We start from the raw sequence: 22,229 nt of genomic DNA on the forward strand, positions 1-22,229 counted from the left end.
ATGCGGCAGAATGTTGCGTTGCACAATAAATCTTGGCCGCGGGCGGCGTCGAAACGGTTGAAAGGTGCCCAAACAGAAAACAAGGCACAAAAAAAGCTTTGCGGGACTGCAACAAAGTCCCGCAAAGCCTTGTTTCCGTCCGGCCAGGAAAACCGGACGGGGGGTCCCTCAACCCAGGAACGGCTCAGCTTCTCTGTAAAACAGAACCGTTCTGACCTCGTCTTACGCAATTCCTGGGAAAATAGATCGCTACTTCCCAAGATTTGCTCTCGGTTTCCGGTTCTTGCCCTCGCCCGGAAAACCGCACGCAAATTCGACAATGCGCAACCTTTGATCGCCCGTTTTCGAGCAGAGTAATTAGGTTGCGTTGAAACAACTTCTAATGCAAGTCAGCGAAAAGAGCATCACCCAAATGGGGTACAGACGGCAAGAGAGCCGACCTTTTTTGGTGTTTATTGCTTGGTCCTTGATTTTACGCAATTTCTGGACGCAAAACCGCGCCGCACCTTTGCTGAAATTGCGTCTGCGCTCGCTCGGCGGGTCCATGGATGCTCGGGGTCAAGCCTGAGCATGACGGAGACGGGAGGGCGCGATGGCAAAAGGGGAGACGCCCGGAGCATTGTCTTGGTCAGCAGGTTCCCCATCCTCCGTCATCCTCGGGCTTGACCCGAGGATCCACACCGCGAGCACTGCCGGGGCGCGACAATAAGAAATATCGCCCTTCCCTAACGCCAAGAGCCACCGCAAAGGCTCTCCTCACAAAACCTCAGGCAATCTCGCGCAGGCGCTCGGCCATTTGCAGGTCGACGGAGACGAGCTGGGAGACGCCCTGCTCGGCCATGGTGACGCCGAACAGGCGGTTCATGCGGGCCATGGTGATCGGATTGTGGGTGATGATGACGAAGCGGGTTTCGGTGGAAGCCGCCATTTCGTCCATCAGGTTGCAGTAGCGCTCGACATTGTGGTCGTCGAGCGGTGCGTCCACTTCGTCGAGCACGCAGATGGGCGCCGGATTGGTGAGGAACACCGCAAAGATCAGCGCCATTGCCGTCAGCGCCTGTTCGCCGCCGGAGAGCAGCGTCATCGTCTGCGGCTTCTTGCCGGGCGGGCGGGCGAGGATTTCGAGGCCGGCTTCCAGAGGATCGTCGGATTCGATCAGCTGCAGCTCGGCAGTGCCGCCGCCGAACAGATGGGTGAACAGCCGCTGGAACTGGGCGTTGACGATGTCGAAGGCGGCGATCAGCCTCTCACGGCCCTCGCGGTTGAGGCTCTGGATGGCGCCGCGCAGCTTGCGGATCGCATCGATGACATCGTCGCGCTCCTTGATCAGCGCTTCGAGCTTCTCGCTCAGTTCCTTCTGCTCCTCGTCGGCGCGCAGGTTGACGGCGCCCAACCGCTCGCGCTCGATCCTCAGGCGTTCCAGCTCGCGCTCGACTTCGCGCGGATCGGGAAGCGCCTGCATGGTTGGGCGCCCGGTCAGCTGCAGCGCCTCGTGCGGCGCGACGTTCAGGACCTCGCGGATGCGGCCTTCACTTTCCTGCCGCTTCTCGCGGGCGGAGACGAGGCGCTCCTCGGCGCGGCCGCGGCGTTCACGGCATTCGGCAAGTTCGGACAGCGCCGTCGTCGCCTTCTGGTCGGCCTCGCGCTGGATGCGTTCGGCCTCGGCCAGAAGGTCGCTCGCCTGGCGGCGCGCCTCCTCGGCCTTCTGCAATTCGCTGAGCAAAGCGCGGCGCTTGTCGTCGAATTCATCCGGCGCCAGTTCGAGCTCGGCTGCCTCGTCCCGCGCCTCTTCCTCGCGCTCGCGCAGCGTCGCGACATGATCTTCGGCACTTGCCGCCCGCTGGCGCCAGGTCTCGCGCTCCTGGCCGATCGCGATAATGCGACGCTGGCGGGCCTCGTTTTCGCGGGCGAGGCTTTCATGGCGGGCGCGGCTTTCGGCCAGCGCGCCGCGATCGGTCGCAACTTCCGCCTGCTGGAAGTGCAGCCGCTCGTCGATCGCAGTCAGATCGGGCGCGTCCTCCAGCTCGATGCGGGCATTCTCTTCCTGGATGGCGATCTCTTCCAGCTGCGCGCGCAGCTGGCTGGCAGCCTCGCTGACGACATCGCGGCGGCGAATGAGATCGCCGGAGGCACGCTCGGCGGCGGCAAGCGCATCGCGCGCTTCGGCCAAATGGCGCGCCGACAGGCGGCTCATGTCGCGCGCCTCGGCAAGCCGGCGCTCCTCGGCGCGGATCGCTTCGGCAGCGGCTGCCTGCCGCTCTTCGGCTTCGGCAAGCACGTCGCGGGCAAGAGTGGCTTCGCCTTCGAGCTCGGCCAGGCGGTTCTTCTGGGCAAGGCGCAGTGCCGCCGCACTCGGGGCGTCGGCACCGGTGACATGGCCGTCCCAACGATAGACCGCCCCCTCTTTCGTCACCAGCCGCTGGCCGGGCTTCAGCGCCGCCATCAGCCGCTCCGCATCGCCCTCTGCGACCAGGCCGATCTGGCGCAGGCGGCGGGTCAGTGCCGCCGGCGCGCGGACATGGGCCAGCAGCGGCGCAACACCGGAGGGAAGCGCGGGATCGCCAGCACCATCGCCATTGTCGGACCAATGGGCCGGCGCCTCCGCATCCAGCGGCGATTCCAGATCGTCGCCGAGGGCGGCACCGAGCGCGGTTTCGAAGCCGCGATCGACCTTCAGCTCATCGGCAACCGGCGCAAATTTGCCGGCCGCCGCACCGGCGGCGAGCATGCGGGAAATGGTGCGGGCCTCGGTTTCGAGCGCATTCAGGCTCGAGCGGGCCTGATCGACCGGCGCACGCGACAGCGCCTCGGTCTGGCGGGCGGCGGCCAACGCCTGATCGACCACCTGGACCGCGGCTTCCGCATCGGCGACGGCGATCTCGCCGGCCTCGACGATGGCGCGTTTTTCGTCGGGATCGGGCAGGCCGGCGATCTTTTCGCCGATGGCGGAGAGTTCCTGGTTTGCCTCATCCATCTGGCGTTCGAGGCGCATCCGGCGGTCCGCGAGATCGCGGATGGCGCGCTCCAGCTGGTTGCGGCCGGCAGCCGCCTCGGCGCGTTCGGCCGTCAGCTGGGTGAAGATGCGCTCGCTGTCGGCCAGTTTTGCCGCCGCGCCCTCGAAGGCCTCGCGGGTTTCCTCGGCATAACGGCCGGAATCGGCGAGGATTTCCGAAATCTCCGCCTCTTCGGCATCGAGCCTCGCCAGGATGACAGCATTGTCGGCCACCAGCCGCTGCTCGCGGCTTATATCCTCGGCAAGCTGGGCGAGACGGCGGGTCAGCTCGTCGCGGCGGCGCAGGATGCGGCCGGCATCTTCCTCCAGCTGGCTTCTGGCGATCTGCAGGCGCTGCAGGGCAGCGGCCGCACGCGCCTCGCCCTCGCGCAGTTCCGGCAGCTTCAGGCTGGCAATACCCTGGTTCTTTGCCGCCTCCATCTGCATCTGCGCCTTTTCGGCGACGACTGATGTCGCCTGGTTCAAGGCACTGTCGGCCTCGGCCTCGGCTTCCTTGGCCTGCACCCAGCGGATATGCAGCAGCATCGCCTCGCGGGCGCGGATATCGGCAGACAGCGTCTTGAAGCGGTTGGCCTGGCGGGCCTGGCGCTTCAGGCTCTCGATCTGGCTTTCGAGCTGCGAGGTGACGTCGTCGAGACGCTCGAGATTGCCTTCGGCGGCGCGCAGCCGCAGTTCGGCCTCGTGGCGGCGGGAATGCAGTCCGGATATGCCGGCCGCCTCTTCCAGCAGCTGGCGGCGGGCCTGCGGCTTGGCCTGGATCAGCTCGCCGATGCGCCCCTGCCCGACCATCGAGGGCGACCGCGCGCCGGTCGAGGCATCGGCAAACAGCAGCTGCACGTCCTTGGCGCGGCTTTCCTTGCCGTTGATGCGATAGAGAGAGCCCTGTTCACGCTCGATGCGACGGGTGACCTGGATCTCGTCGCTGTCGTTGAAGGCGGCAGGCGCGGTGCGCTCGGCATTGTCGAGATAGAGCGCGACTTCGGCGGTGTTGCGCGCCGGGCGGTTGCCAGACCCCGAAAAGATCACGTCGTCCATGCCGGAGGCGCGCATATTCTTGTAGGAATTTTCGCCCATCACCCAGCGCAGCGCCTCGACAAGGTTCGACTTGCCGCAGCCGTTCGGCCCGACAACGCCGGTCAGTCCCCGCTCGATGATGAATTCCGTCGGCTCGATGAAGGATTTGAAGCCGACCAGGCGCAGCTTGTTGAACTTCATGCAGAAGCTCCGGGGCGCGGGACGGGCTTGTCACGCAGCCACAAAAAAACGGGCGCACGGCTTTCGCCGTCGCCCGTTCTATCGAAACGATCCGGTTCAGAGCAGGCTGTCGATGAGCTTCGACAAGGTGTCAACCGGCATGTCTCCAGAGTAGCGCTTGCCATTGATCAGGAAAGTCGGGGTGGCGTTGACGCCAAAATCCTTGGAACCTCTTTCCCGCGTGGCGTTCACTTCATCCAGAAGCTTCTGGTTCGTCAAGCATTTCGTGAAGCTATCCTCAGTAAATCCGGCAAGCTTCGACATCTGCAGCAGTGCGGCGCGGCCATCATCGGCGGCGGCCCAGACCTGCTGCTGCTTGAAGAGCATCGAAACCATCGGGAAATACTGTTCCGGCGTGCTCAACTGCTCCGGATTGGAAGAATTGCAGCGGGCGAGCATGAAGGCGGCGGCGGCGCGCGGGTCGAAGGGGAATTCGCGGATGATGAACTGCACCTTGCCGCTGTCGACATATTTCTGCTTGATCGTGTCGAAGGTGGTGTTGTGGAAATGGGCGCAATGCGGGCAGGTCATCGACATGTATTCGACGATCTTGACCGGGGCATCGGCCTTGCCGAGCGCCATTTCCGGCAGCACGCCGGGCTTCAGCACTTCGGCCATGTCGACATCGCCGTCGGACTCCGGCATTTCGGTCGCCGCGGTGGCCGCCGTCTGCATGGTGTCGACATTGGTGCCATCAGCCATGGTCTTGCCGGAGGACGAAGCATCGGCAGCGTCCTTGCTGTCGTTGCAGGCGACAAGCGCTACGGCAGCTGCGGCGATGGCGATACCGCTGAGCAGGCGGCGTTTCGTCAGTTGCATTTCGGACATCTGCATGGATTCCCCATAACTAATGAGATTGACGGCGTGACTGTGCGATATAACGGCTGGCGGCCACTCACAAGGCACGCTTGGCCAACTTCCTTCAAAGAATTGTGACCGCGGGAAGACGACTAGACCAAAAATTGCAGGAATTCATACCGCCCCCGTCTCTTCATCCGAACAACGGTGGTTTGCAGTTCGAAACCACTGCTGCCCGGTTCGTGCCTATGGCTGCCCCTTACCCTAGCCCTCTCCCCGTAAACGGGGCGAGGGGACGTGCCCCACGAGAGGTTGGTGAGGAATGGAGAGGTCGCGTCATGTTCCTTCGCCCCGTTTACGGGGAGAAGGTGCCGGCAGGCGGATGAGGGGCTGGCCTCGGCAATCTCCCTGGGCCGAGGCCGACAGGGCTAAGCGCCACCGCCCTCAGCCTTTATTCGCTCGGCATGCCGACGTTCGAGCCGCTCGAAGGCCATATCGGCATCGATATCAGAACCCGGATCATCGATCGCCTCGCGGATTTTTCGACGCCCGATTTCGTCGGTCGCACCTTCTTTCCGGGCAAACTGCGCGCGGATCGCCTGGCGACGTTCTTCGGCCGGCTGATCCGTGGTCTCGGCGAGGAGCTTGCGCATGCGCGGGCTAAGGACCATGCCGTCAACCGCACTGATCTTTTCGGCGCTGGCTTGAGTCAGGCCGCCGGTCTTGGTGTTGCCGGTCAAGTTGGGCGTTTTGCTCATCAGCGTTGTTTCCCTCCCTTCCCCATCACCGCGGTCCCCAAGCGCTGGATTGCCTGGCGCAGCTTGTCGTTCTCGATGCCCTCCATCATGCCTTCGAGCTTGCGGGCGGCTTCGCCCTTCAGCGGCGGCGGGGTGCGGGAGCGGCGGATGGCTTGTGAGACCGGCTTCTGGACGATGCGGATCTGGTGGACGGCGGCAAAGCCGAAGAAGCTGTTGATGCGCTGGATGAGTTCGCCCTGCGCATGGGTGAGGAAAAGTGCACGCGCGCCTTCGCAGGCAATCGTCAGCACGCCGGGCCGAAAGCCGCCGGTCTCATCGCCGCCGCAGGCCCAGGCGATCTTTTCCGGCCGGGTGCAATCGGCGAAATCCTCGCCGGCAATTTCGCTCCACGAGCCGAGCAGAGCCGTGTTGATGCCGGCCCGCTTGGCAAGCACGGGATCGATCAGCCCGTTCGCCAGCTCGGAAATCTGCTTTGCACCTTTGCGTGGATAACTCATCGAAACCCTTCAGCGACGCCGCCAATTCGCATGCCAACTCGCACAGGCGACTTGATCGCGCGGCATTGCTTCGCCAAGTATAGGCACTTCCCCCCATCGCGGCAAATCATGACGATCACCACACTCGACACGCCCTCAGCAAAGCCCCTGCTCGACTGGTACGATCGCCATCACCGCGACCTGCCCTGGCGCGTTTCGCCCGGGATGGCGGCCCGCGGCGTCAAACCCGACCCCTATCGCGTCTGGCTGTCCGAGGTGATGCTGCAGCAGACGACGGTGCAGGCGGTCAAACCCTATTTCGAAAAGTTTCTGCAGCGTTGGCCCGAGGTGACCGACCTTGCCGCGGCGGAGACCGATGCGGTGATGGCCGCCTGGGCTGGGCTTGGTTATTATGCGCGGGCCCGCAACCTGAAAAAATGCGCCGAAGCGGTGGCGACAGAGCATGGCGGCATCTTTCCCGATACTGAAGAGGGCCTCAAATCCCTGCCCGGCATCGGCGACTATACCGCAGCCGCCGTCGCGGCCATCGCCTTCAACCGGCAGGCGGCTGTCATGGACGGCAATGTTGAGCGGGTGATCTCCAGGCTCTATGCCATCGAAACACCGCTTCCGGCCGCAAAGCCGGCGATGAGGGAGAAGGTGGCGCTACTGACGCCGGCGACACGGCCCGGCGATTTCGCCCAGGCGATGATGGATCTCGGGGCGACGATCTGCACGCCGAAGCGGCCGGCCTGTTCGCTCTGTCCGTTCCGAGGTGCCTGCGAGGCGCTGAAACTCTCCGATCCGGAGCTCTTTCCGGTCAAGGCGGCGAAGAAGGAGAAGCCGGTCCGATACGGCGCGGCCTTCATCGCGGTCACGGGTGATGGCGAGATCCTGCTCAGGCGGCGCATCGACAGCGGCCTGCTCGGCGGCATGACCGAGGTGCCGACGACAGCGTGGACGGCGCGCATCGATGGCGAGACCTCGGCTGCCGCCGCGCCCTTCGAAGCGGCATGGCAGGCCTCCGGCACCGTCACCCATGTCTTCACCCATTTCGAGCTCAGGCTTTCGATCTGGCGTGCGGCCATCGCAACCAAAGTCACCATGGATGACGGGCCGAATGACGGATGGTGGGAGCCGGTTACAAATCTTGAAGCCCAGGCCTTACCAACAATCATGAAAAAAGCGATCGCAGCGGCTATTCCTCTCGCGTTTAAAACATCCAAGGTATGACCATGACCACCGACATAAGACATATCGTTTTCGACATCGGCAAAGTCCTTATTCATTATGATCCGCATCTTCCTTTCAGCCGCCTCATTCCCGATGAGACCGAGCGCAACTGGTTCTTCGCCAATATCTGCACCCATGACTGGAACATCGAGCAGGACCGCGGCCGCACCTGGGCGGAGGCCGAAGCGCTGCTGATAAAACAGCACCCAGCCCGCGAGGAGCATATCCGCGCCTTCCGCAAATATTGGCATGAGATGGTGCCGCACGCCTATGACGACAGCGTCGCGATCATGGAAGGGCTGATCGCCGAGGGGCGCGACGTGACGATGCTCACCAACTTCGCCTCCGATACCTTCCGCGAGGCGCAGGCGCGCTTCCCCTTCCTGACCAAACCGCGCGGCGTCACCGTTTCCGGCGATGTCGGCCTGATCAAGCCTGATATCGCGATCTACGAGACGCACACGAAAAGTTTCGGCCTCGATCCCGCTGCGACGATCTTCATCGACGACGCGCCGGTCAATGTCGAAGGCGCCAAGGCGTTCGGCTGGAATGCGGTGCTGTTTTCGGGCGCCGACAAATTGCGCAGCGATCTCGCCGGCTATGGGGTGAAGGTCTGAGACCCATGGCTTTCGACCCGGCAAAGCAAATCGAACTCTTCCACGCCGCCATCAACGCCCTCGATTTTCCGGCGATCGAAGCCTATTTCGCCGAGGATGCGACCTATGTCTCGAACGGCGTCGGCGATCTCACCGGCCGGACTGAGATCATGGCCGCCTTCCGGCGTTATTTCGACGACTATCCCGACCAGACGGCAGAAAATTCGCTGGTGGAAACATTGACGCCGCTCTCAGGCCGATCGGTCTGGTCGGTGCGCGCCACCCACAGCAAGACGGGCAAGCCGCTGGTCCGCGAGGGCGAGGAGACAATCACCTTCAACGCGGAAGGCCGCGTCACACGGGTCGATGTCACCGATTACCAGGAGTTCTGATCAGGAGTTCTGACTGGAGCAATTCCAGCAAAAGTGTAGAGCGTTTTGCGTCCGGATTGCGCAAAAACAAAAAGAGGACGCCCGGGGGGTAGACCCCGGGCGCCTTGGTCTTCTTCCGCAACTGGAGGGAAATCGGAAGAAGGTCGTTTCGATCCGTAGAGGCGCTGCTCACTCCGCCTTTGCCAGATCACTGCGGATGACGGACCTGAGATCGTCGATCGGGCGCAGGGACTGCCCGTCTTCGAAATGCCAGAAGGTCCATCCGTTGCATGCATCGAGACCCTGCACCTTGGCGCCGAGACGATGAATGGAGCCGGCCTCGCCGCCTGAAGCCACGGTGCCGTCGGCGCGGACAATCGCGCTATAGCGGCGCTTGGCGTCGGTCAGCACTTGGCCGGGCTTGATCAGGCGGCTTTCGACCAGCACGTTGAAGGCGACGCGGACTTCGGCCTTCTTGCCGGTCATAACAGTCAGTTCCGCCTTGCCGAGCGGCTCGACGGCGGCGATGCGGGCCGAGGCCGCATCGATATAATCCTGTTCGCGCTCGATGCCGACGAAGTGGCGGCCGAGGCGCTTGGCGACCGCACCCGTCGTTCCCGACCCGAAGAAGGGATCGAGGACGATATCGCCGGGCTTGGTCGAGGCCATGATGACACGGGCGAGCAGCGCTTCCGGCTTCTGCGTCGGATGCGCCTTCTTGCCGTCCTCGCCCTTCAGCCGCTCGGCTCCGTTGCAGATCGGGAACAGCCAGTCGGAGCGCATCTGCACGTCGTCATTGGCGGCCTTCAGCGCATCGTAATTGAAGGTATAGCCCTTGGCCTTGGCGCTGGGGCTTGCCCAGATCATCGTCTCATGGGCGTTCTGAAAACGGCGGCCCTTGAAATTCGGCATCGGGTTGGTCTTGCGCCAGATGATGTCGTTGAGGATCCAGAAATTCAGATCCTGCAGCGTGGCGCCGACACGGAAGATATTGTGGTAGGAGCCGATCACCCAGATCGAACCAGTTGGCTTCAGCACCCGCCTGCAGGCGAGCAGCCAGGCGCGGGTGAAGGCGTCATAGGCCTCGAAGGAGGCGAACTGGTCCCATTCGTCGTCGACCGCATCGACCAGCGATTGGTCAGGACGATGCAGCGTTCCGCCGAGCTGGAGATTATACGGCGGGTCGGCAAAGATGATGTCGACGGAGTGGCTGGGCAAAGCTTCAAGGGCGCTGACGCAATCGCCCTTGATGATCGTGTCGACCCAAGAAGCCGGCGAAGAATCCGACCGGGATCCGGGCCGGGAATCCGGCTTGACGGAAGCCTTGAGGTCGGCAAGCGGAAAAACTGATGCCATTTAAATACTCACTCATACGCTCTACGCTTAACTGTCCGTTATGGTTACGCAACTTAGTTACCAAAGCCTGAAGCGGTGGCCGATTTCGGGAATTTATTCGGCCGACCGATGAGTGAGCGGCAGACTTTGCCGACGCCGGCGATCAGGCGGCGTCGTGAACCCTGCGGCTGTCGGCCGGCGCCTCGTCGCGTTCGAACATGCCGTAATCGCGGACGACACTGGCGATCCGCAGGCGGTAATCGGCGAAGATGCCGCCGCGGCCGGCTTGCTGGGCGGCCCGGTGCGCTTCGAGATTGCGCCATTCCTTCACCGCCGCCTCGTCGCGGAAGAAGGAGAGCGACAGCAGCTTGCCGCGGTTCGTCAGGCTCTCGAAACGCTCGATCGAAATGAAGCCGTCGATCGTTTCGAGCTCAGTGCGCAGCTCGCCGGCGAGATCCAGATATTTGTGGCGTTCGCCCATATAGGGCACGACTTCGAAGATGACGGCGATCATGGCAATACCAGCTTGGCGTGAGGGGCGGAGACATTTTTGAGGAAGATGCGATCTTCCTTCAGGATGAAGCCTTCGCGTCTGGCAAATTCATAATTCTCACGGCCGAGCGGGTCGGCGGCCAGCCTGGCGCGATAGGCTTCGTAGGCGGCGAGGCTTTCGATATTGTAGACGCCGTAGGCCGTCGTTGCCGATCCCTCATGCGGACCGAAATAGCCGATCAGATCGGCGCCATTCTTCGGAATCGCCCGACCCCAGTTGCGGGCATATTCGGCAAACGCCTCCTTCTTGAAGGGGTCGATCTCGTAACGGATGAAGCAGGTGATCATGGGTTTCTCCTTTAACTCTTCACCCGTTTTCGCACATTGCCTGACGGCGATGCTTCGGTTACGATCGAACTATGAAAGAAGGTCCTGACATTGCGCAGATCGGCGCGCTCATCGGCGATCCCGCCCGCGCCAACATGCTGGCGGCGCTGACCGGCGGCCGGGCGCTGACGGCGACCGAGCTTGCCGGCGTCGGCGGCATCACCGTGCAGACGGCGAGCACGCATCTCGCCAAGCTCGAAGCCGGCGGGCTGCTTGCCCAGCGCAAGCAAGGGCGCCACCGCTATTTCACGCTGGCTGACGAGGCCGTCGCCCGGTTGATCGAAAGCATGATGGGCTTTGCCGCCGGGCGCGGCCATCTGCGCCACCAGCCGGGACCGAAGGAGCCGGCGCTGCGCAAGGCGCGCATCTGCTACGATCATCTTGCCGGCGATTACGGCGTGCGCATGCTCGACAGCCTGATTGCCTCCGGCTCGATCGATGCGGTCGGAGACGGCCTGGCGCTGACGGAAAAGGGCGAAAGCGACCTCAAACGCATCGGCATTAATGTCGGCGACCTCAGATCCTCGCGCCGCCCGCTCTGCCGCTCCTGCCTCGACTGGAGCGAAAGACGCGCCCACCTCGCCGGCAGCCTCGGCAAGGCCCTGCTTTCAAGCTTCCTCGACAAGGGCTGGGCGCGGCGCACGGCCGAAAGCCGCTCGATCAACTTCTCTCCGGAAGGCGACCGGCAGTTTCTGAAGCTTTTTCCGGTCGATCCGTAGGTTATTGCCGATCCGCAAGAGGTTCCAAGACAGTATCCGGGTGCTTCATGCCCCTGCCCTCTTTTCATCTTCCTGCCGCACATGCGCCCGCAGCGCCGCAAGCGTAAGGGCCAGCGCCGCGTGATTGCTCTCGGCCTCGCCAAGCACGCTTTCGCTCTCCCTGACCTCGCGCAACTGCGCACCGTAAAGCGAGTCATCCGCTGTCTGGCGACCGCGGGCAAGGTGCCAAACCGCATCCGGCCGGACTTCCCGGCACAGATCGATGGCGTGATTGACGTCGTGTGTGAAGGGCCGCGCCATCAGGAAGCCGTGCTCTGACTTGATACTGCTCGGCAGGTAATCGTGAGGACCGTCGAAATCGTTGGGCTCGGCCGGCCGGAGTTGCTTCAACAGAAAGGCACAGGTGATGAAGGCGTCGATCCGGCTGTCGGGCATGTCAGTCTTTTCCAGGGTTTCGATAATGTCCTCGATCGTCATGCAGTCTTCCTCTTCATTCATTCTTTGGCATGCCGCTTCTCTTCCCAATAGCGGCGGTGGCGTTCTCCTCCCGATCGCCATCTAGTGCATGAGATTGCCAAAGGTAGGCCTGCGGCTGCGGTTCTCCCCACATGACGCGGAATTGATGGGCGTCGCTCCACCGGCCAGCGATGACGTCGCCTGCCGCCAGGCCTTCTTCGGCGCCTTCGGAGCCGCCGAGATTGAGGTTTTCCGACCCGTCGGCCGGCTCATGAAACCCTCCCAGAACGCTCGAACGTCAACCATGACGGAGGTCGGACCAAGGTCCGAGGGATATCCGACTGAGTACCTAAGGCAGGAACAGTGGGTCGAAACCGAAGTTTGTCAGGCAGCTATCCATCCATTCCGGATGCGACGGCATGTAGAAACAAACGGAGGAATACACCATGATGAAGGCAACACATCTGGCCTTGGCGGCCGCCCTTTTGGCAGGCACGGCTGTTTCCGGCTTCGCGCAATCGTCTAGCACCGTGGGCACAGGCGGTTCGTCGGCCGGCGGCGGAACTGCGAGCAGCACGATCGGTACTGGTGGCAGCTCTGCCGGGGGCGACTGCCCGGCTGGTTCGACCAACTGCAAATCCGGCACGTCCTCGACGGTCGGCACGGGCGGCTCATCGGCCGGTGGCGGCACTTCGAGCAGCACGGTCGGCACCGGCGGCTCTGCTGCGGGCTCGGGCTCCGGCTCGGGGTCTGCTTCGACGCTTGGCACCGGCGGTTCGTCGGCCGGCGGCGGCACGTCCAGCAGCTCGGTCGGTACCGGCGGCTCCGCTGCAGGTTCGGGCGACGCGAACTCGGCCTCCAGCGTCGGGACTGGTGCTTCGTCTGCGGACGGAGACAAGACCGGCAGCACTGTCGGCACCGGCGGCAGCGCCGCAGGAAGCTCTGACAACAAGGGCAAGAAGGGCTGTGCACCCGGACAGGTCAAGAAGGACGCCGCCGGCACAGAAGGCTGCTGACGATGTCGGCCGGCGCCTTGATGGCGTCGGCCAAGCCCCCGGAGATAAACCAATGGCAAACTTTTCCACAATCGCACTGGGCGCTTCACTCGCCCTGATCGCCGGACAGGCAATGTCCGAGGAGATCAAGCTCGACGACGGAACGACATGCACCGTTGTCGAGTCGCGGTCGTCGCAGGGGGACATGTCCACCACGGTGACGGCCGGCAACGGCCAGGTTTCGTCAACGACCACGACCGGCGGCGGGTCGGCCGGCACCTCTTCGTCGTCCGCCTCTGCCGGATCATCGGCCGGATCGGGAAGCGTCGACAGTTTTTCGACGGCAAGCATCACCCGACCTGACGGGACCGTGATCACCAAACGGTCCGACGGAACCTGCTCGATAACGAAACCCAAGAAGTAGGAGATGGCAATGAAACCTATCAACCTTATCGCGGCCGCCTCGATCGCACTGCTCGCCTCGAGCTCTGCCGTTCTTGCAGAGGAGTGCAATGCGGCCGGAACGGTTGGAACAGGCGGAAGCGCTTCGGCAGGAGGCACATCCGCAAGCTCGCTCGGAACGGCGGGCACCTGCCGGACCGATGACGGCACGACCTCTTCGATCGGATCGGGGGGAAGTGCAGCCACCACCGATGGAAAGGCGCAAAGCAAGACCCACGTCAACGACAGTGGCGACAAGCTGAAGGCGCAGACGAAGGCTCAGGCTGTTGACAAGGGGACGTTCAGCAAATCTCGCACAAAGACCAGCACCGACGGCAGCACGCTGGATAGCACGACCCGCACGATGTCTCATGTCCCTGGCGAGAAGCCGGTCAAGAATACCACAAATCAGAAGATCATCCTGCCGGAGCAATAGTTGGATGGGGCTCGCCCTTGGCACAAGGGAGAGCCCCACCGTTGTTGCATTTTCCGGCGCTCGATGTGCCGCACCGGTCATCCGCTCTACGCTCGAAGTGGCTCAACCTTTCATCGAAATTGAAATATACGCTGCAACCTATTGTTTTTGCGGCGCTAACCGACATGGCGCTAAGAAAATAATTAAGCATATTCGGCTACTCTCACCTTCTGAATTAACGAGAGAGCCCTGTCATGGCGTCGATCCAGCATAAGATCATCATTGCGAGCATCGCGATTTTTGCACTGGCGGGTGGCGCCACGGGTGTCGGCATCTGGTCCGCGTCGATCCTTTCGGAAAACAACGCCGAGGTTGCCCGGTCGGCCCAAATTCTGCGCAACCACATGCAGGCCGACATGATGCATGACGCGCTGCGCTCGGATGCGCTCGCATCATTGCTGGCGTCCAATCCGGCAGCAGCCATAGACGCTGCCGCGGTGAAGGCCGATCTGGCGGAGCATGAGGCGTCGTTCCGCGAGATGCTTGACGCCAACAAGGCTCTTGCCGCCGACGACAAAACGAAAACGATCCTTGCCAGCGTCGAACGTCCCCTGCTTGCCTATATCGCAAGCGCAACTGAGATCGTCGAACTTGCTGGGAAGGACCCCACGGCAGCTTTGAAGGCATTGCCGGAGTTCATGGCGCAGTTCTCGACGCTGGAAGCGGCGATGGAACAGGCCGGCGATCAGATCACCGCTGCATCCGAGGAAATTTCCAATCGCAGCTCTGATATAAAGGCGTCGGTCGATATTGTTCTGGAAGCCCTTTTGGCTTCGGCCGCGCTCTTCGCCTTTGGTCTCTATTTCCTCACCCGCAAGACCGTCACCAAGCCGATCCTTTCGCTTTCCGGCGATATGCAAAGGCTCGCCGGCGGTGACACGGCGATTGCCTGCACCGGGATTGGCCGCACCGATGAAATCGGGACGATGGCATCGGCCGTCGAAGTCTTCCGCCAGGCGGCGATTGCCAACAAGCAACTCGAAAAAGATGCCGAGGCCGCCCGATTGCAGGGTGAAACCGAGCGGGTCACGGCCCGAAAGCAGGCTGACGAAGATGCAGCCGAACGGCTGCGGGTGGCGACATCAGGCCTCGCCGCAGGCCTGAAGAGGCTTGCGTCCGGCGATCTCGCCTTCCAGATCGACGAACCCTTCGCCCCCGACTTTGAGAGCCTCCGGCATGATTTCAACATGTCGATCCGGCAGCTCGATCAGACGCTCAGCGCCATCGCGGCCGCCATTGCCGCGATCGACGAAGGCACCAGGGAAATCGCATCCGGGGCCGGCGATCTGTCGAAACGAACCGAACAGCAGGCGGCCTCTCTCGAAGAAACGGCCGCAGCGCTCGATCAGATCACCGCCAATGTCTCGAATTCGAGCAAGCGGACCGACGAGGCGCGCACTGAAGCAACCGATGCAAACCGCAATGCCGCCAAGTCCTCCGAGGTCGTCTCGCATGCCGAAGAGGCCATGCGCCGCATCGAGGCCTCGTCGCAGCAGATCTCCAGCATTATCGGCGTGATCGACGAGATCGCCTTCCAGACCAATCTGCTGGCGCTGAACGCCGGCGTCGAAGCGGCGCGCGCCGGCGACGCGGGCAAGGGTTTCGCCGTCGTCGCTCAGGAAGTCCGCGAGCTTGCCCAGCGGTCGGCTCAGGCGGCCAAGGAAATCAAGGGCCACATCCAGAAATCCTCGGTGGAAGTGGAAAGCGGCGTCAAGCTGGTTCTCGACACCAGCCAGGTTCTGAAGGCGATCAGCGAACAGATTGCCCGCATCAACCAGCACATGGATGCAATCGCCGTATCGGCAAAAGAGCAGTCGACCGGCCTTGCCGAAGTCAATACTGCAGTCAATTCCATGGATCAGGTGACCCAGCAGAACGCGGCAATGGTGGAGCAATCGACAGCGGCATCCGGTCATCTCGCCGAGGAAGCTGCCAAGCTGCGTGAACTCGTTTCCCGGTTCAGGCTTCGTGCGACCGCTTCGACGCCATCTGCAGCTGGACGCCGGGGTGGGCAGCTGGCGGCCTGACGGCTGCTATCTCATCGCCATGCTTCATTCCCAAGCCAAGCCGACACGACCGGTCCGGCAGCGACGCCGGAGCCGGTCGCTTGCCGCATCGCAGCCATGCTTGAGATCAGGTTGAGCTTTGGCCGGGCATCGTGTAAAGCCGCAGCATTCCCGGACAAGACCCAGACTTCCAGCCCAGACTTTCAGCAAGGCGTGAACATATGGACGGCTTCGAGCTCATCATCTTCGACTGCGACGGCGTTCTCGTCGATTCGGAAATCATCGCGGCTGAGGTCGAATCCGGACTTCTGACCGAAGCCGGATATCCGATCAGCGCCGAGGAAATGGGCGAACGCTTCGCCGGCATGACGTGGCGCAACATCCTGCTGCAGATCGAGCGCGAGGCAAGCATCCCGTTTTCGGCCTCCCTGCTCGACAAGTCGGAGCATCTGCTCGACCTCAGATTGGCGCAGGACGTCCAAGCCATTCCGGGCGTCGAATTCGCCGTCTCCAGGCTGGCAATGAAGCGCTGCATCTGCTCGAATTCGAGCACCAAGCGGCTCGACATGATGCTGAGCAAGGTGGGGCTGAAGCCGCAGTTTGCGCCGAACATCTTTTCCGCCAAAGATCTTGGCCCCGACCGCGTCAAGCCGAAGCCCGACATCTTCCTGCATGGCGCAAGCCAGATGGGCGTTTCGCCTGACAAGGTCGTCGTGGTCGAGGATTCCGTCCACGGCGTCCATGCGGCCCGCGCCGCCGGCATGCGCGTCATCGGTTTTACCGGCGCCTCGCACAGCTATCCCGCCCATGCCGACAAATTGACGGATGCCGGCGCCGAAACGGCAATCTCCCGCATGAACGACCTGCCAGGCGTGGTCGCCGCATTGGCGGCATGGGACAACGTTCTCTGAGGCGCACTATTCCCGTGGATTATGCATAAGCATTTCCCTCTTTCTCCCGAGTGACGGGGCCAAACCGCTGGGCAGTTTTGCGTTGCGCATTAACTGCCAGCTGCCGAGCCCATAAGTCATCGCGAGCACATGACCTATGGCCGATGGTATGGCAGGTATCGATCGGGAAGCCATGCTGATCGATTTTGCGTATTGCCGAGGTAATTGCTATTATATTGGCACTTATATCCATTATTTGATATAAGTGCTATTATGTTCACATTTAATATGACCTCTCCCGCCGAGGTGATTGTCGGCCTATCCGAACGAATGAAGCGTCGACGTATTGATGCCGCCCTCACTCAAAGGGAGTTAGCCGCAAGAGCCGGCGTTTCCTACGGATCGCTAAGACTGTTCGAAGAGACGGGAAAGGTTTCACTTGAAGCCCTTGTGAAGATTGCCTTTGTTCTGGAAGCCGAAGCGGAGTTCGAGCACTTGTTTCCGCCTCGACCACCCAAGACAATTGACGATGTCATTGGCCGTCCTGTCAGGCAGAGGGTGCGCAAGAGATGAAATTCAAGCCGATCCGAAAAATGAGCGTCGTTCTCGATCTCGAGGGGAGCGAGAGAAATCTAGGAACGCTTGCATGGAGCAGCGACGAACGCAGGGCCTATTTTGAATATTCGGCGGCATTCCTCGCTGCGCCTTTGCCGGTGTCCCCCTTCAATTTAAAAGAAAATCCGGGTCTGATCGCGGCGGCGCGCGATCCGTTCGACGGACTCCACGGTCTGTTTAACGACAGTCTACCCGACGGATGGGGCCGCCTCCTGCTTGATCGCCGTCTTCAAAAGGCTGGTGTCGACTATCACCTGCTCACCCCGCTGGATCGCCTTTCCGCGGTTGGAAAGACGGGGATGGGTGCGCTCTCATACATCCCCGAACTGGCTAACGACGAAAGAAAACCCGCCGATGACATCGATTGGGATTGGTTCGTCGAGCAGGTCGACCTCGTCCAAGCCGAGATGGACATAGCCGACATCGACACTCTGCAGGGCGCGCAGGGCGGCTCTGCGGGGGCACGTCCAAAAATCATGATAGGATTTAACAAGGCCCAAAATACATTCAATCTGGACTACGGCCGGGACATGGAGCCCGGTTTTGATCGATGGATGGTAAAGGCGCGCGGCGTTGGCGACCCCATCGATATCGGGGTCGAGGAGCAGGCCTATGCTTTGATGGCACGCGCCGCAGGGCTGGAGATGGCCGAGACGCGGACATTCGACACCAGGAAAGGGAGCCGTCTTTTCGCCACCAAGCGATTTGATCGGACACCGGCCGGCCGGCTGCACATGCACACCGCCAGCGGCATCTTGAACGCCAGCCATCGACAGGCGTCGCTGAACTACGGACAGCTCCACAAGCTGACACTCATGATGACACGCGACAATTCCGAAGTCCTACGGATGTTTCGGCGCATGGTCTTCAACGTGTACGCCAGGAATCGAGACGACCACGCCAAGAACCACGCCTTCCTTATGAACGCAGACGGGCGATGGACCCTCTCTCCTGCTTACGATCTGACCTTCTCTTCGGGACCAGGAGGAGAACACAGCGTGGATATTGCAGGCGAAGGAAGAAACCCTGATATGAAGCACCTGCTGACTGTCTCCAGGCAAGCTTCGATCTCTGATCAAGACGCGAGGGATGTCGTCGATCAGGTTCGCACCGCTATCGAAGGCTGGCAACAATTCGCAGAAAAAGCTGGCCTATCCAAATCCCGTACAACCGAGCTTGACCGGATTCTGAACTAGAACGCCCGCTTCCCACGTTTCACGAAAATTGCTCTAGCTGCTCTTCTTAGTCTTTGCCGGCTGGGTGTCGAAGCCGATATTGACGCGCACCAGGGCGCCGGAGCCGACCGGCATCTTGATGCCGTCCTTGCGGAAGATGACCTGGGTGCCCGGCGCGCCCGGCGGGATCTCGGTCGGGAATTTGGTGACCTCGGAATAGAGCACGGTCTCGCCATCGACGACGGAAATGCGGATCGGCAGCGTCAGCGGGCCTGGCGTACCGGCCGGGCCGGTGATGAGGCGCAGCTGGGCAACGACGGTCATCGTCAGGTTCGTCTCGTTCAGCGTGCACTGGCGAGTGTAATCGCCGAAGGAGGCCTGGTAGACGATCTGCTGCGGATCGTCCTTCTTGCCCTTGGCATAGGTGCGGAAGATCGCATCCTGGTCACGCATGAAGATCTGCGGGCAGGCGCCCTGGACAACGGGGGCAACCGTGCCCTGCGCCGTCGTTGCGGTGCCGATCGAAGGATTGTTCGAGGAGGGGTTGGCCGGCGCCAGCGGCATGATCTGGGCGGTGCCGTTCGGCTGGGTCGCCGGCGTCGCCGGCTTGCTGTCGCCGCCGATACCGAGCGAATTGCAACCAGCGAGCAGGGCAAGAATAGATGCGGAGACGATGAGACGCGAGACCTTGCCGAGCACCATATTCCATCCCTTGTATAAGCGCTTCTTGGGGACCCCATGTCTTTTCCGCGGGGCCTTTCACGACGGTTTGCGATGGTCTATATCAGCGGCGCAAACAAAAATCGATTGGGTAAGCGCCGTTTTGATGCACTTTTCGACGCCGGATGCGGGCAACTTCAAAAGCATACGAGCAAAGCCCTGCCCGCAGAGCGGCGTCCTTTTGATTTCCGGCCCGATGTCCAGCCAAGACTTCCGGCAGAGCGGGCGATCGCCGCGCCCGGCCGGATTTCCTCCAGCGATAGATCAAGGATGATGAACGTGGATTATATCTCGACCCGCGGCGAGGCCCCTTCCCTCGGCTTTTGCGACGCCCTTTTGACGGGGCTGGCGCGCGACGGCGGGCTCTATGTTCCGCGCAAATGGCCGAGCTTTTCCAAGAAGGAGATCCGGGCGCTCAGGGGCAAGACCTATCAGGAGATCGCCTTCACCATCCTGTCGCCCTTCACCAATGGCGAGATCCCCGACGAGACTTTCCGGGCGATGATCGACGAGGCCTATGGCACCTTCCGTCACCCGGCGATTGCGCCGCTCGTCCAGACCGGGCCGAACAGCTTCGTCATGGAGCTCTTCCACGGCACGACGCTCGCCTTCAAGGACGTGGCGATGCAACTGCTCGCCCGGCTGATGGACTATGCGCTGGAAAAGCGCGGCGAGCGGGCGACGATCGTCGGCGCCACCTCGGGCGACACTGGCGGGGCTGCGATCGACGCCTTCGCCGGCCGTGAGCGCACCGACATCTTCATCCTTTTCCCGCATGGCAAGGTCTCGCCGGTGCAGCAGCGGCAGATGACGACCTCGTCGTCAGCCAATGTGCATGCGCTTGCCGTCGAGGGCAATTTCGACGATTGCCAGAATCTCGTGAAAGCGATGTTCAACGATGTGGCCTTTCGCGACAAGGTTCGTCTGTCAGGGGTCAACTCGATCAACTGGGCGCGCATCATGGCCCAGATCGTCTATTATTTCACGGCGGCGGTGGCACTCGGCGGACCGGACCGGAAGATCTCGTTCACGGTACCGACCGGCAATTTCGGCGATATCTTCGCCGGCTACTGCGCCAAGCGCATGGGCCTGCCGATCGACCGGCTGGTGATCGCCACCAACGAGAACGACATCCTGGCGCGGACGCTCAAGACCGGCCGCTACGACATGAAGGCGGTCAAGGCGACGAGTTCGCCGTCGATGGATATCCAGATCTCCTCGAACTTCGAACGGCTGCTGTTCGAAGCCTATGACCGCGACGCTTCGAAGGTGCGTGCGGCGATGGAAAGCCTCAAGCAATCCAACGGTTTCGAGATCGGCGAGCAGGCGCTGAAGGCGATCCGCCGCGACTTCCGCGCCGGGCGCGCCAGCGAGAAGCAGGTCGCCGAGACGATCCGCAAGACCCATGCCGAAACCGGCTATCTGCTGGATCCGCATTCGGCGATCGGCGTCTTCGTCGCTGCCAAGAAAGAAAAGCCGAATACGCCGATGGTGACGCTTTCGACCGCGCATCCGGCGAAATTCCCCGTTGCCGTAAAATCCGCCTGCGGTATTGACCCGGCGCTTCCGACGTGGCTTGCTGATCTGATGCAAAGGGAGGAGCGTTTCCAGATCATCAAACCGGAGCTGAAAGCCGTTGAAACCTTTATCGGCAAGCACGCCCGCGGCGAGACGACAGCAGGCGCAGAAAGATAGCCAATGACAGTTGAGTGCACCCGGCTGAAATCCGGGCTGACAGTAGTCACAGAGACCATGCCGCATCTTGAAAGCGTTGCGCTCGGAGTCTGGATCAAATCGGGATCGCGTAACGAGACGGACAACGAGCACGGCATCGCTCACCTGCTCGAACACATGGCCTTCAAGGGCACGGCGCGCCGCACGGCCCGCCAGATTGCCGAAGAAATCGAGGATGTCGGCGGTGAAGTCAATGCCGCTACCTCGACCGAGACGACCTCCTATTACGCCCGCGTGCTCAAGGACTACGTGCCGCTCGCCGTCGATATCCTCGCCGACATCCTGACGGAATCGGCCTTCGAGGAGGAGGAACTGGAGCGCGAAAAGCAGGTGATCCTGCAGGAGATCAACGCCGCCAACGACACGCCCGACGACGTGGTGTTCGACCGGTTCTCCGAGGTCGCCTATCGCGACCAGACGCTCGGCCGGGCGATCCTCGGCACGCCGGAGACCGTCGTCTCCTTCACGCCGCAGCAGATCCGCGGCTATCTCGGCCGCAACTACACGACCGACCGCATGTTCGTGGTCGCCACCGGCGCCGTCGAGCATGAAGCGTTCCTACGCTTGGTCGAGGACCGTTTCGCCAGCCTGCCGACTGCACCTTCCGCCCCGCCGGTCATGGACGCGGCGCGTTACATCGGCGGCAGCGTGCGTGAACCGCGCGACCTGATGGATGCGCAGATCCTGCTCGGCTTCGAGGGCAAGCCTTACCACGCCCGCGATTTCTATTGCTCGCAGATCCTCGCCAATATCCTCGGCGGCGGCATGTCGTCCAGGCTGTTCCAGGAGGTGCGCGAGTTCCGCGGCCTCTGTTATTCCGTCTATGCCTTCCACTGGGGCTTCTCCGACACCGGCATCTTCGGCATTCATGCCGCAACCGGCGGCGAAAACCTGCCGGAGCTGGTGCCCGTCATCATCGACGAGCTGCACAAATCCGCCGATGCGATCCACCAGAACGAGATCGAGCGCGCCCGCGCCCAGATCCGCGCCCAGCTCTTGATGGGTGCGGAAAGCCCGGCCGCCCGGGCCGGCCAGATCGCCAGGCAGATGATGCTCTACGGCCGGCCGATCTCCAATCCGGAGATGATGGAGCGGCTGGAAGGCATCACCATCGAGCGGCTGACCGACCTTGCCGGACGCCTGTTCTATGACACGGTGCCGACGCTTTCGGCGATCGGTCCACTGGAGCAGCTCGCGCCGATGGAAGACATCACTGCCTCGCTTTCGGTCCCGGCGTCGAAGACGCTGCAGGCAAGCCGCTGAGCGACGTCCGTCCTGCCGGGAGTGATC

At 62.2% G+C, this 22,229-nt stretch carries 21 protein-coding genes and 1 pseudogene; 13 read left to right on the forward strand and 9 right to left on the reverse strand.

Translation table 11 applies throughout. The features are described from left to right. Positions 1-766 precede the first annotated feature (766 nt). From G9X64_RS23060 to G9X64_RS23075, 4 genes and pseudogenes are all read right to left on the reverse strand, one after another. Positions 767-4,228, reverse strand: coding sequence for a chromosome segregation SMC family protein (locus G9X64_RS23060; RefSeq protein WP_171377440.1), 3,462 nt, complete (start codon positions 4,226-4,228; stop codon positions 767-769). 96 nt (positions 4,229-4,324) lie between these two features. Then, positions 4,325-5,095, reverse strand: coding sequence for a DsbA family protein (locus G9X64_RS23065; protein WP_376766409.1), 771 nt, complete (start codon positions 5,093-5,095; stop codon positions 4,325-4,327). 542 nt (positions 5,096-5,637) lie between these two features. Then, a pseudogene (locus G9X64_RS37150) lies at positions 5,638-5,823 on the reverse strand (hypothetical protein); the annotation flags it as partial. Then, entirely contained in the window at positions 5,823-6,320 is a 498-nt protein-coding gene (locus G9X64_RS23075; RefSeq protein WP_171377441.1) for a DUF721 domain-containing protein, read from the reverse strand. The pseudogene G9X64_RS37150 and the gene G9X64_RS23075, both read right to left, overlap by 1 nt. A gap of 108 nt (positions 6,321-6,428) precedes the next feature. Between G9X64_RS23075 and mutY the strand changes: the two genes are divergently transcribed. Genes mutY through G9X64_RS23090 form a run of 3 tightly spaced genes read left to right on the forward strand, consistent with a single transcriptional unit; the run spans position 6,429 to position 8,520 of the window. After that, complete coding sequence (mutY, locus tag G9X64_RS23080) at positions 6,429-7,532, forward strand: A/G-specific adenine glycosylase (RefSeq protein ID WP_168310954.1); 1,104 nt, start codon at positions 6,429-6,431, stop codon at positions 7,530-7,532. Positions 7,533-7,534: 2 nt separating this feature from the next. Further along, a complete protein-coding gene (locus G9X64_RS23085) occupies positions 7,535-8,149 on the forward strand; it encodes an HAD family hydrolase (RefSeq protein ID WP_168270430.1) in 615 nt (204 codons plus the stop codon). A 5-nt stretch (positions 8,150-8,154) separates the two neighbouring features. Beyond that, entirely contained in the window at positions 8,155-8,520 is a 366-nt protein-coding gene (locus G9X64_RS23090) for a nuclear transport factor 2 family protein (RefSeq protein WP_171377442.1), read from the forward strand. Between the two features lie 168 nt (positions 8,521-8,688). Here G9X64_RS23090 and G9X64_RS23095 read toward each other — a convergent pair whose 3' ends face one another. The 3 genes from G9X64_RS23095 to G9X64_RS23105 all read right to left on the reverse strand — a co-directional run bounded on the left by G9X64_RS23095 (position 8,689) and on the right by G9X64_RS23105 (position 10,674). After that, the gene (locus tag G9X64_RS23095) at positions 8,689-9,855 is read right to left on the reverse strand and encodes a site-specific DNA-methyltransferase (RefSeq protein ID WP_168310956.1); all 1,167 of its coding nucleotides are present in this window, start codon (positions 9,853-9,855) and stop codon (positions 8,689-8,691) included. Between the two features lie 142 nt (positions 9,856-9,997). Beyond that, a complete protein-coding gene (locus tag G9X64_RS23100; RefSeq protein ID WP_163875602.1) occupies positions 9,998-10,348 on the reverse strand; it encodes an antibiotic biosynthesis monooxygenase family protein in 351 nt (116 codons plus the stop codon). After that, positions 10,345-10,674, reverse strand: a complete 330-nt coding sequence (locus tag G9X64_RS23105) for an NIPSNAP family protein (RefSeq protein WP_168310957.1) — start codon at positions 10,672-10,674, stop codon at positions 10,345-10,347. The genes G9X64_RS23100 and G9X64_RS23105 overlap by 4 nt, the downstream gene beginning before the upstream one ends. 71 nt (positions 10,675-10,745) lie before the next feature. Here G9X64_RS23105 and G9X64_RS23110 point away from each other — a divergent pair, with 71 nt between their 5' ends. Continuing rightward, positions 10,746-11,432: an ArsR/SmtB family transcription factor gene (locus G9X64_RS23110; protein ID WP_168310958.1), complete on the forward strand. Its 687-nt coding sequence runs from the start codon at positions 10,746-10,748 to the stop codon at positions 11,430-11,432. A gap of 45 nt (positions 11,433-11,477) precedes the next feature. Here the strand turns inward: G9X64_RS23110 and G9X64_RS23115 are convergent, their stop codons facing one another. After that, positions 11,478-11,909 carry a hypothetical protein gene (locus tag G9X64_RS23115; RefSeq protein WP_246271011.1) on the reverse strand — a complete coding sequence of 144 codons (432 nt, stop codon included), beginning with the start codon at positions 11,907-11,909 and terminating at the stop codon, positions 11,478-11,480. A gap of 425 nt (positions 11,910-12,334) precedes the next feature. Between G9X64_RS23115 and G9X64_RS23120 the strand changes: the two genes are divergently transcribed. The 7 genes from G9X64_RS23120 to G9X64_RS23150 all read left to right on the forward strand — a co-directional run bounded on the left by G9X64_RS23120 (position 12,335) and on the right by G9X64_RS23150 (position 18,506). Then, positions 12,335-12,904 (forward strand): hypothetical protein, encoded by a 570-nt coding sequence (locus G9X64_RS23120; RefSeq protein WP_151343363.1) that lies wholly within the window; start codon positions 12,335-12,337, stop codon positions 12,902-12,904. 52 nt (positions 12,905-12,956) lie between these two features. Continuing rightward, the gene (locus G9X64_RS23125) at positions 12,957-13,307 is read left to right on the forward strand and encodes a hypothetical protein (protein ID WP_168310961.1); all 351 of its coding nucleotides are present in this window, start codon (positions 12,957-12,959) and stop codon (positions 13,305-13,307) included. A 9-nt stretch (positions 13,308-13,316) separates the two neighbouring features. Beyond that, on the forward strand, positions 13,317-13,760 hold the full coding sequence (locus tag G9X64_RS23130; protein WP_168310962.1) for a hypothetical protein: 444 nt from the start codon (positions 13,317-13,319) through the stop codon (positions 13,758-13,760). Between the two features lie 233 nt (positions 13,761-13,993). Beyond that, positions 13,994-15,826 (forward strand): methyl-accepting chemotaxis protein, encoded by a 1,833-nt coding sequence (locus G9X64_RS23135; protein ID WP_171377443.1) that lies wholly within the window; start codon positions 13,994-13,996, stop codon positions 15,824-15,826. Between the two features lie 200 nt (positions 15,827-16,026). Then, complete coding sequence (locus tag G9X64_RS23140; protein WP_168310964.1) at positions 16,027-16,716, forward strand: HAD family hydrolase; 690 nt, start codon at positions 16,027-16,029, stop codon at positions 16,714-16,716. Positions 16,717-16,968: 252 nt separating this feature from the next. Then, positions 16,969-17,268 (forward strand): helix-turn-helix domain-containing protein, encoded by a 300-nt coding sequence (locus G9X64_RS23145; RefSeq protein WP_246271012.1) that lies wholly within the window; start codon positions 16,969-16,971, stop codon positions 17,266-17,268. Next, positions 17,265-18,506 carry a type II toxin-antitoxin system HipA family toxin gene (locus tag G9X64_RS23150; protein WP_171377444.1) on the forward strand — a complete coding sequence of 414 codons (1,242 nt, stop codon included), beginning with the start codon at positions 17,265-17,267 and terminating at the stop codon, positions 18,504-18,506. The genes G9X64_RS23145 and G9X64_RS23150 overlap by 4 nt, the downstream gene beginning before the upstream one ends. Before the next feature lie 33 nt (positions 18,507-18,539). On the opposite strand, the gene G9X64_RS23155 is transcribed toward G9X64_RS23150, so the two are convergent. Next, positions 18,540-19,187, reverse strand: a complete 648-nt coding sequence (locus G9X64_RS23155; protein WP_171377445.1) for a hypothetical protein — start codon at positions 19,185-19,187, stop codon at positions 18,540-18,542. Between the two features lie 288 nt (positions 19,188-19,475). On the opposite strand from G9X64_RS23155, the gene thrC reads away from it, so the two are divergent. Together thrC and G9X64_RS23165 are read left to right on the forward strand one after the other, a co-directional pair. After that, complete coding sequence (thrC, locus tag G9X64_RS23160) at positions 19,476-20,900, forward strand: threonine synthase (RefSeq protein WP_168310966.1); 1,425 nt, start codon at positions 19,476-19,478, stop codon at positions 20,898-20,900. Positions 20,901-20,903: 3 nt separating this feature from the next. Further along, on the forward strand, positions 20,904-22,202 hold the full coding sequence (locus G9X64_RS23165; RefSeq protein WP_027666710.1) for a M16 family metallopeptidase: 1,299 nt from the start codon (positions 20,904-20,906) through the stop codon (positions 22,200-22,202). The last annotated feature ends 27 nt before the right edge of the window (positions 22,203-22,229 follow it).

Source organism: Rhizobium sophorae (assembly GCF_013087515.1).
Classification (GTDB): Bacteria; Pseudomonadota; Alphaproteobacteria; order Rhizobiales; family Rhizobiaceae; genus Rhizobium; species Rhizobium sophorae.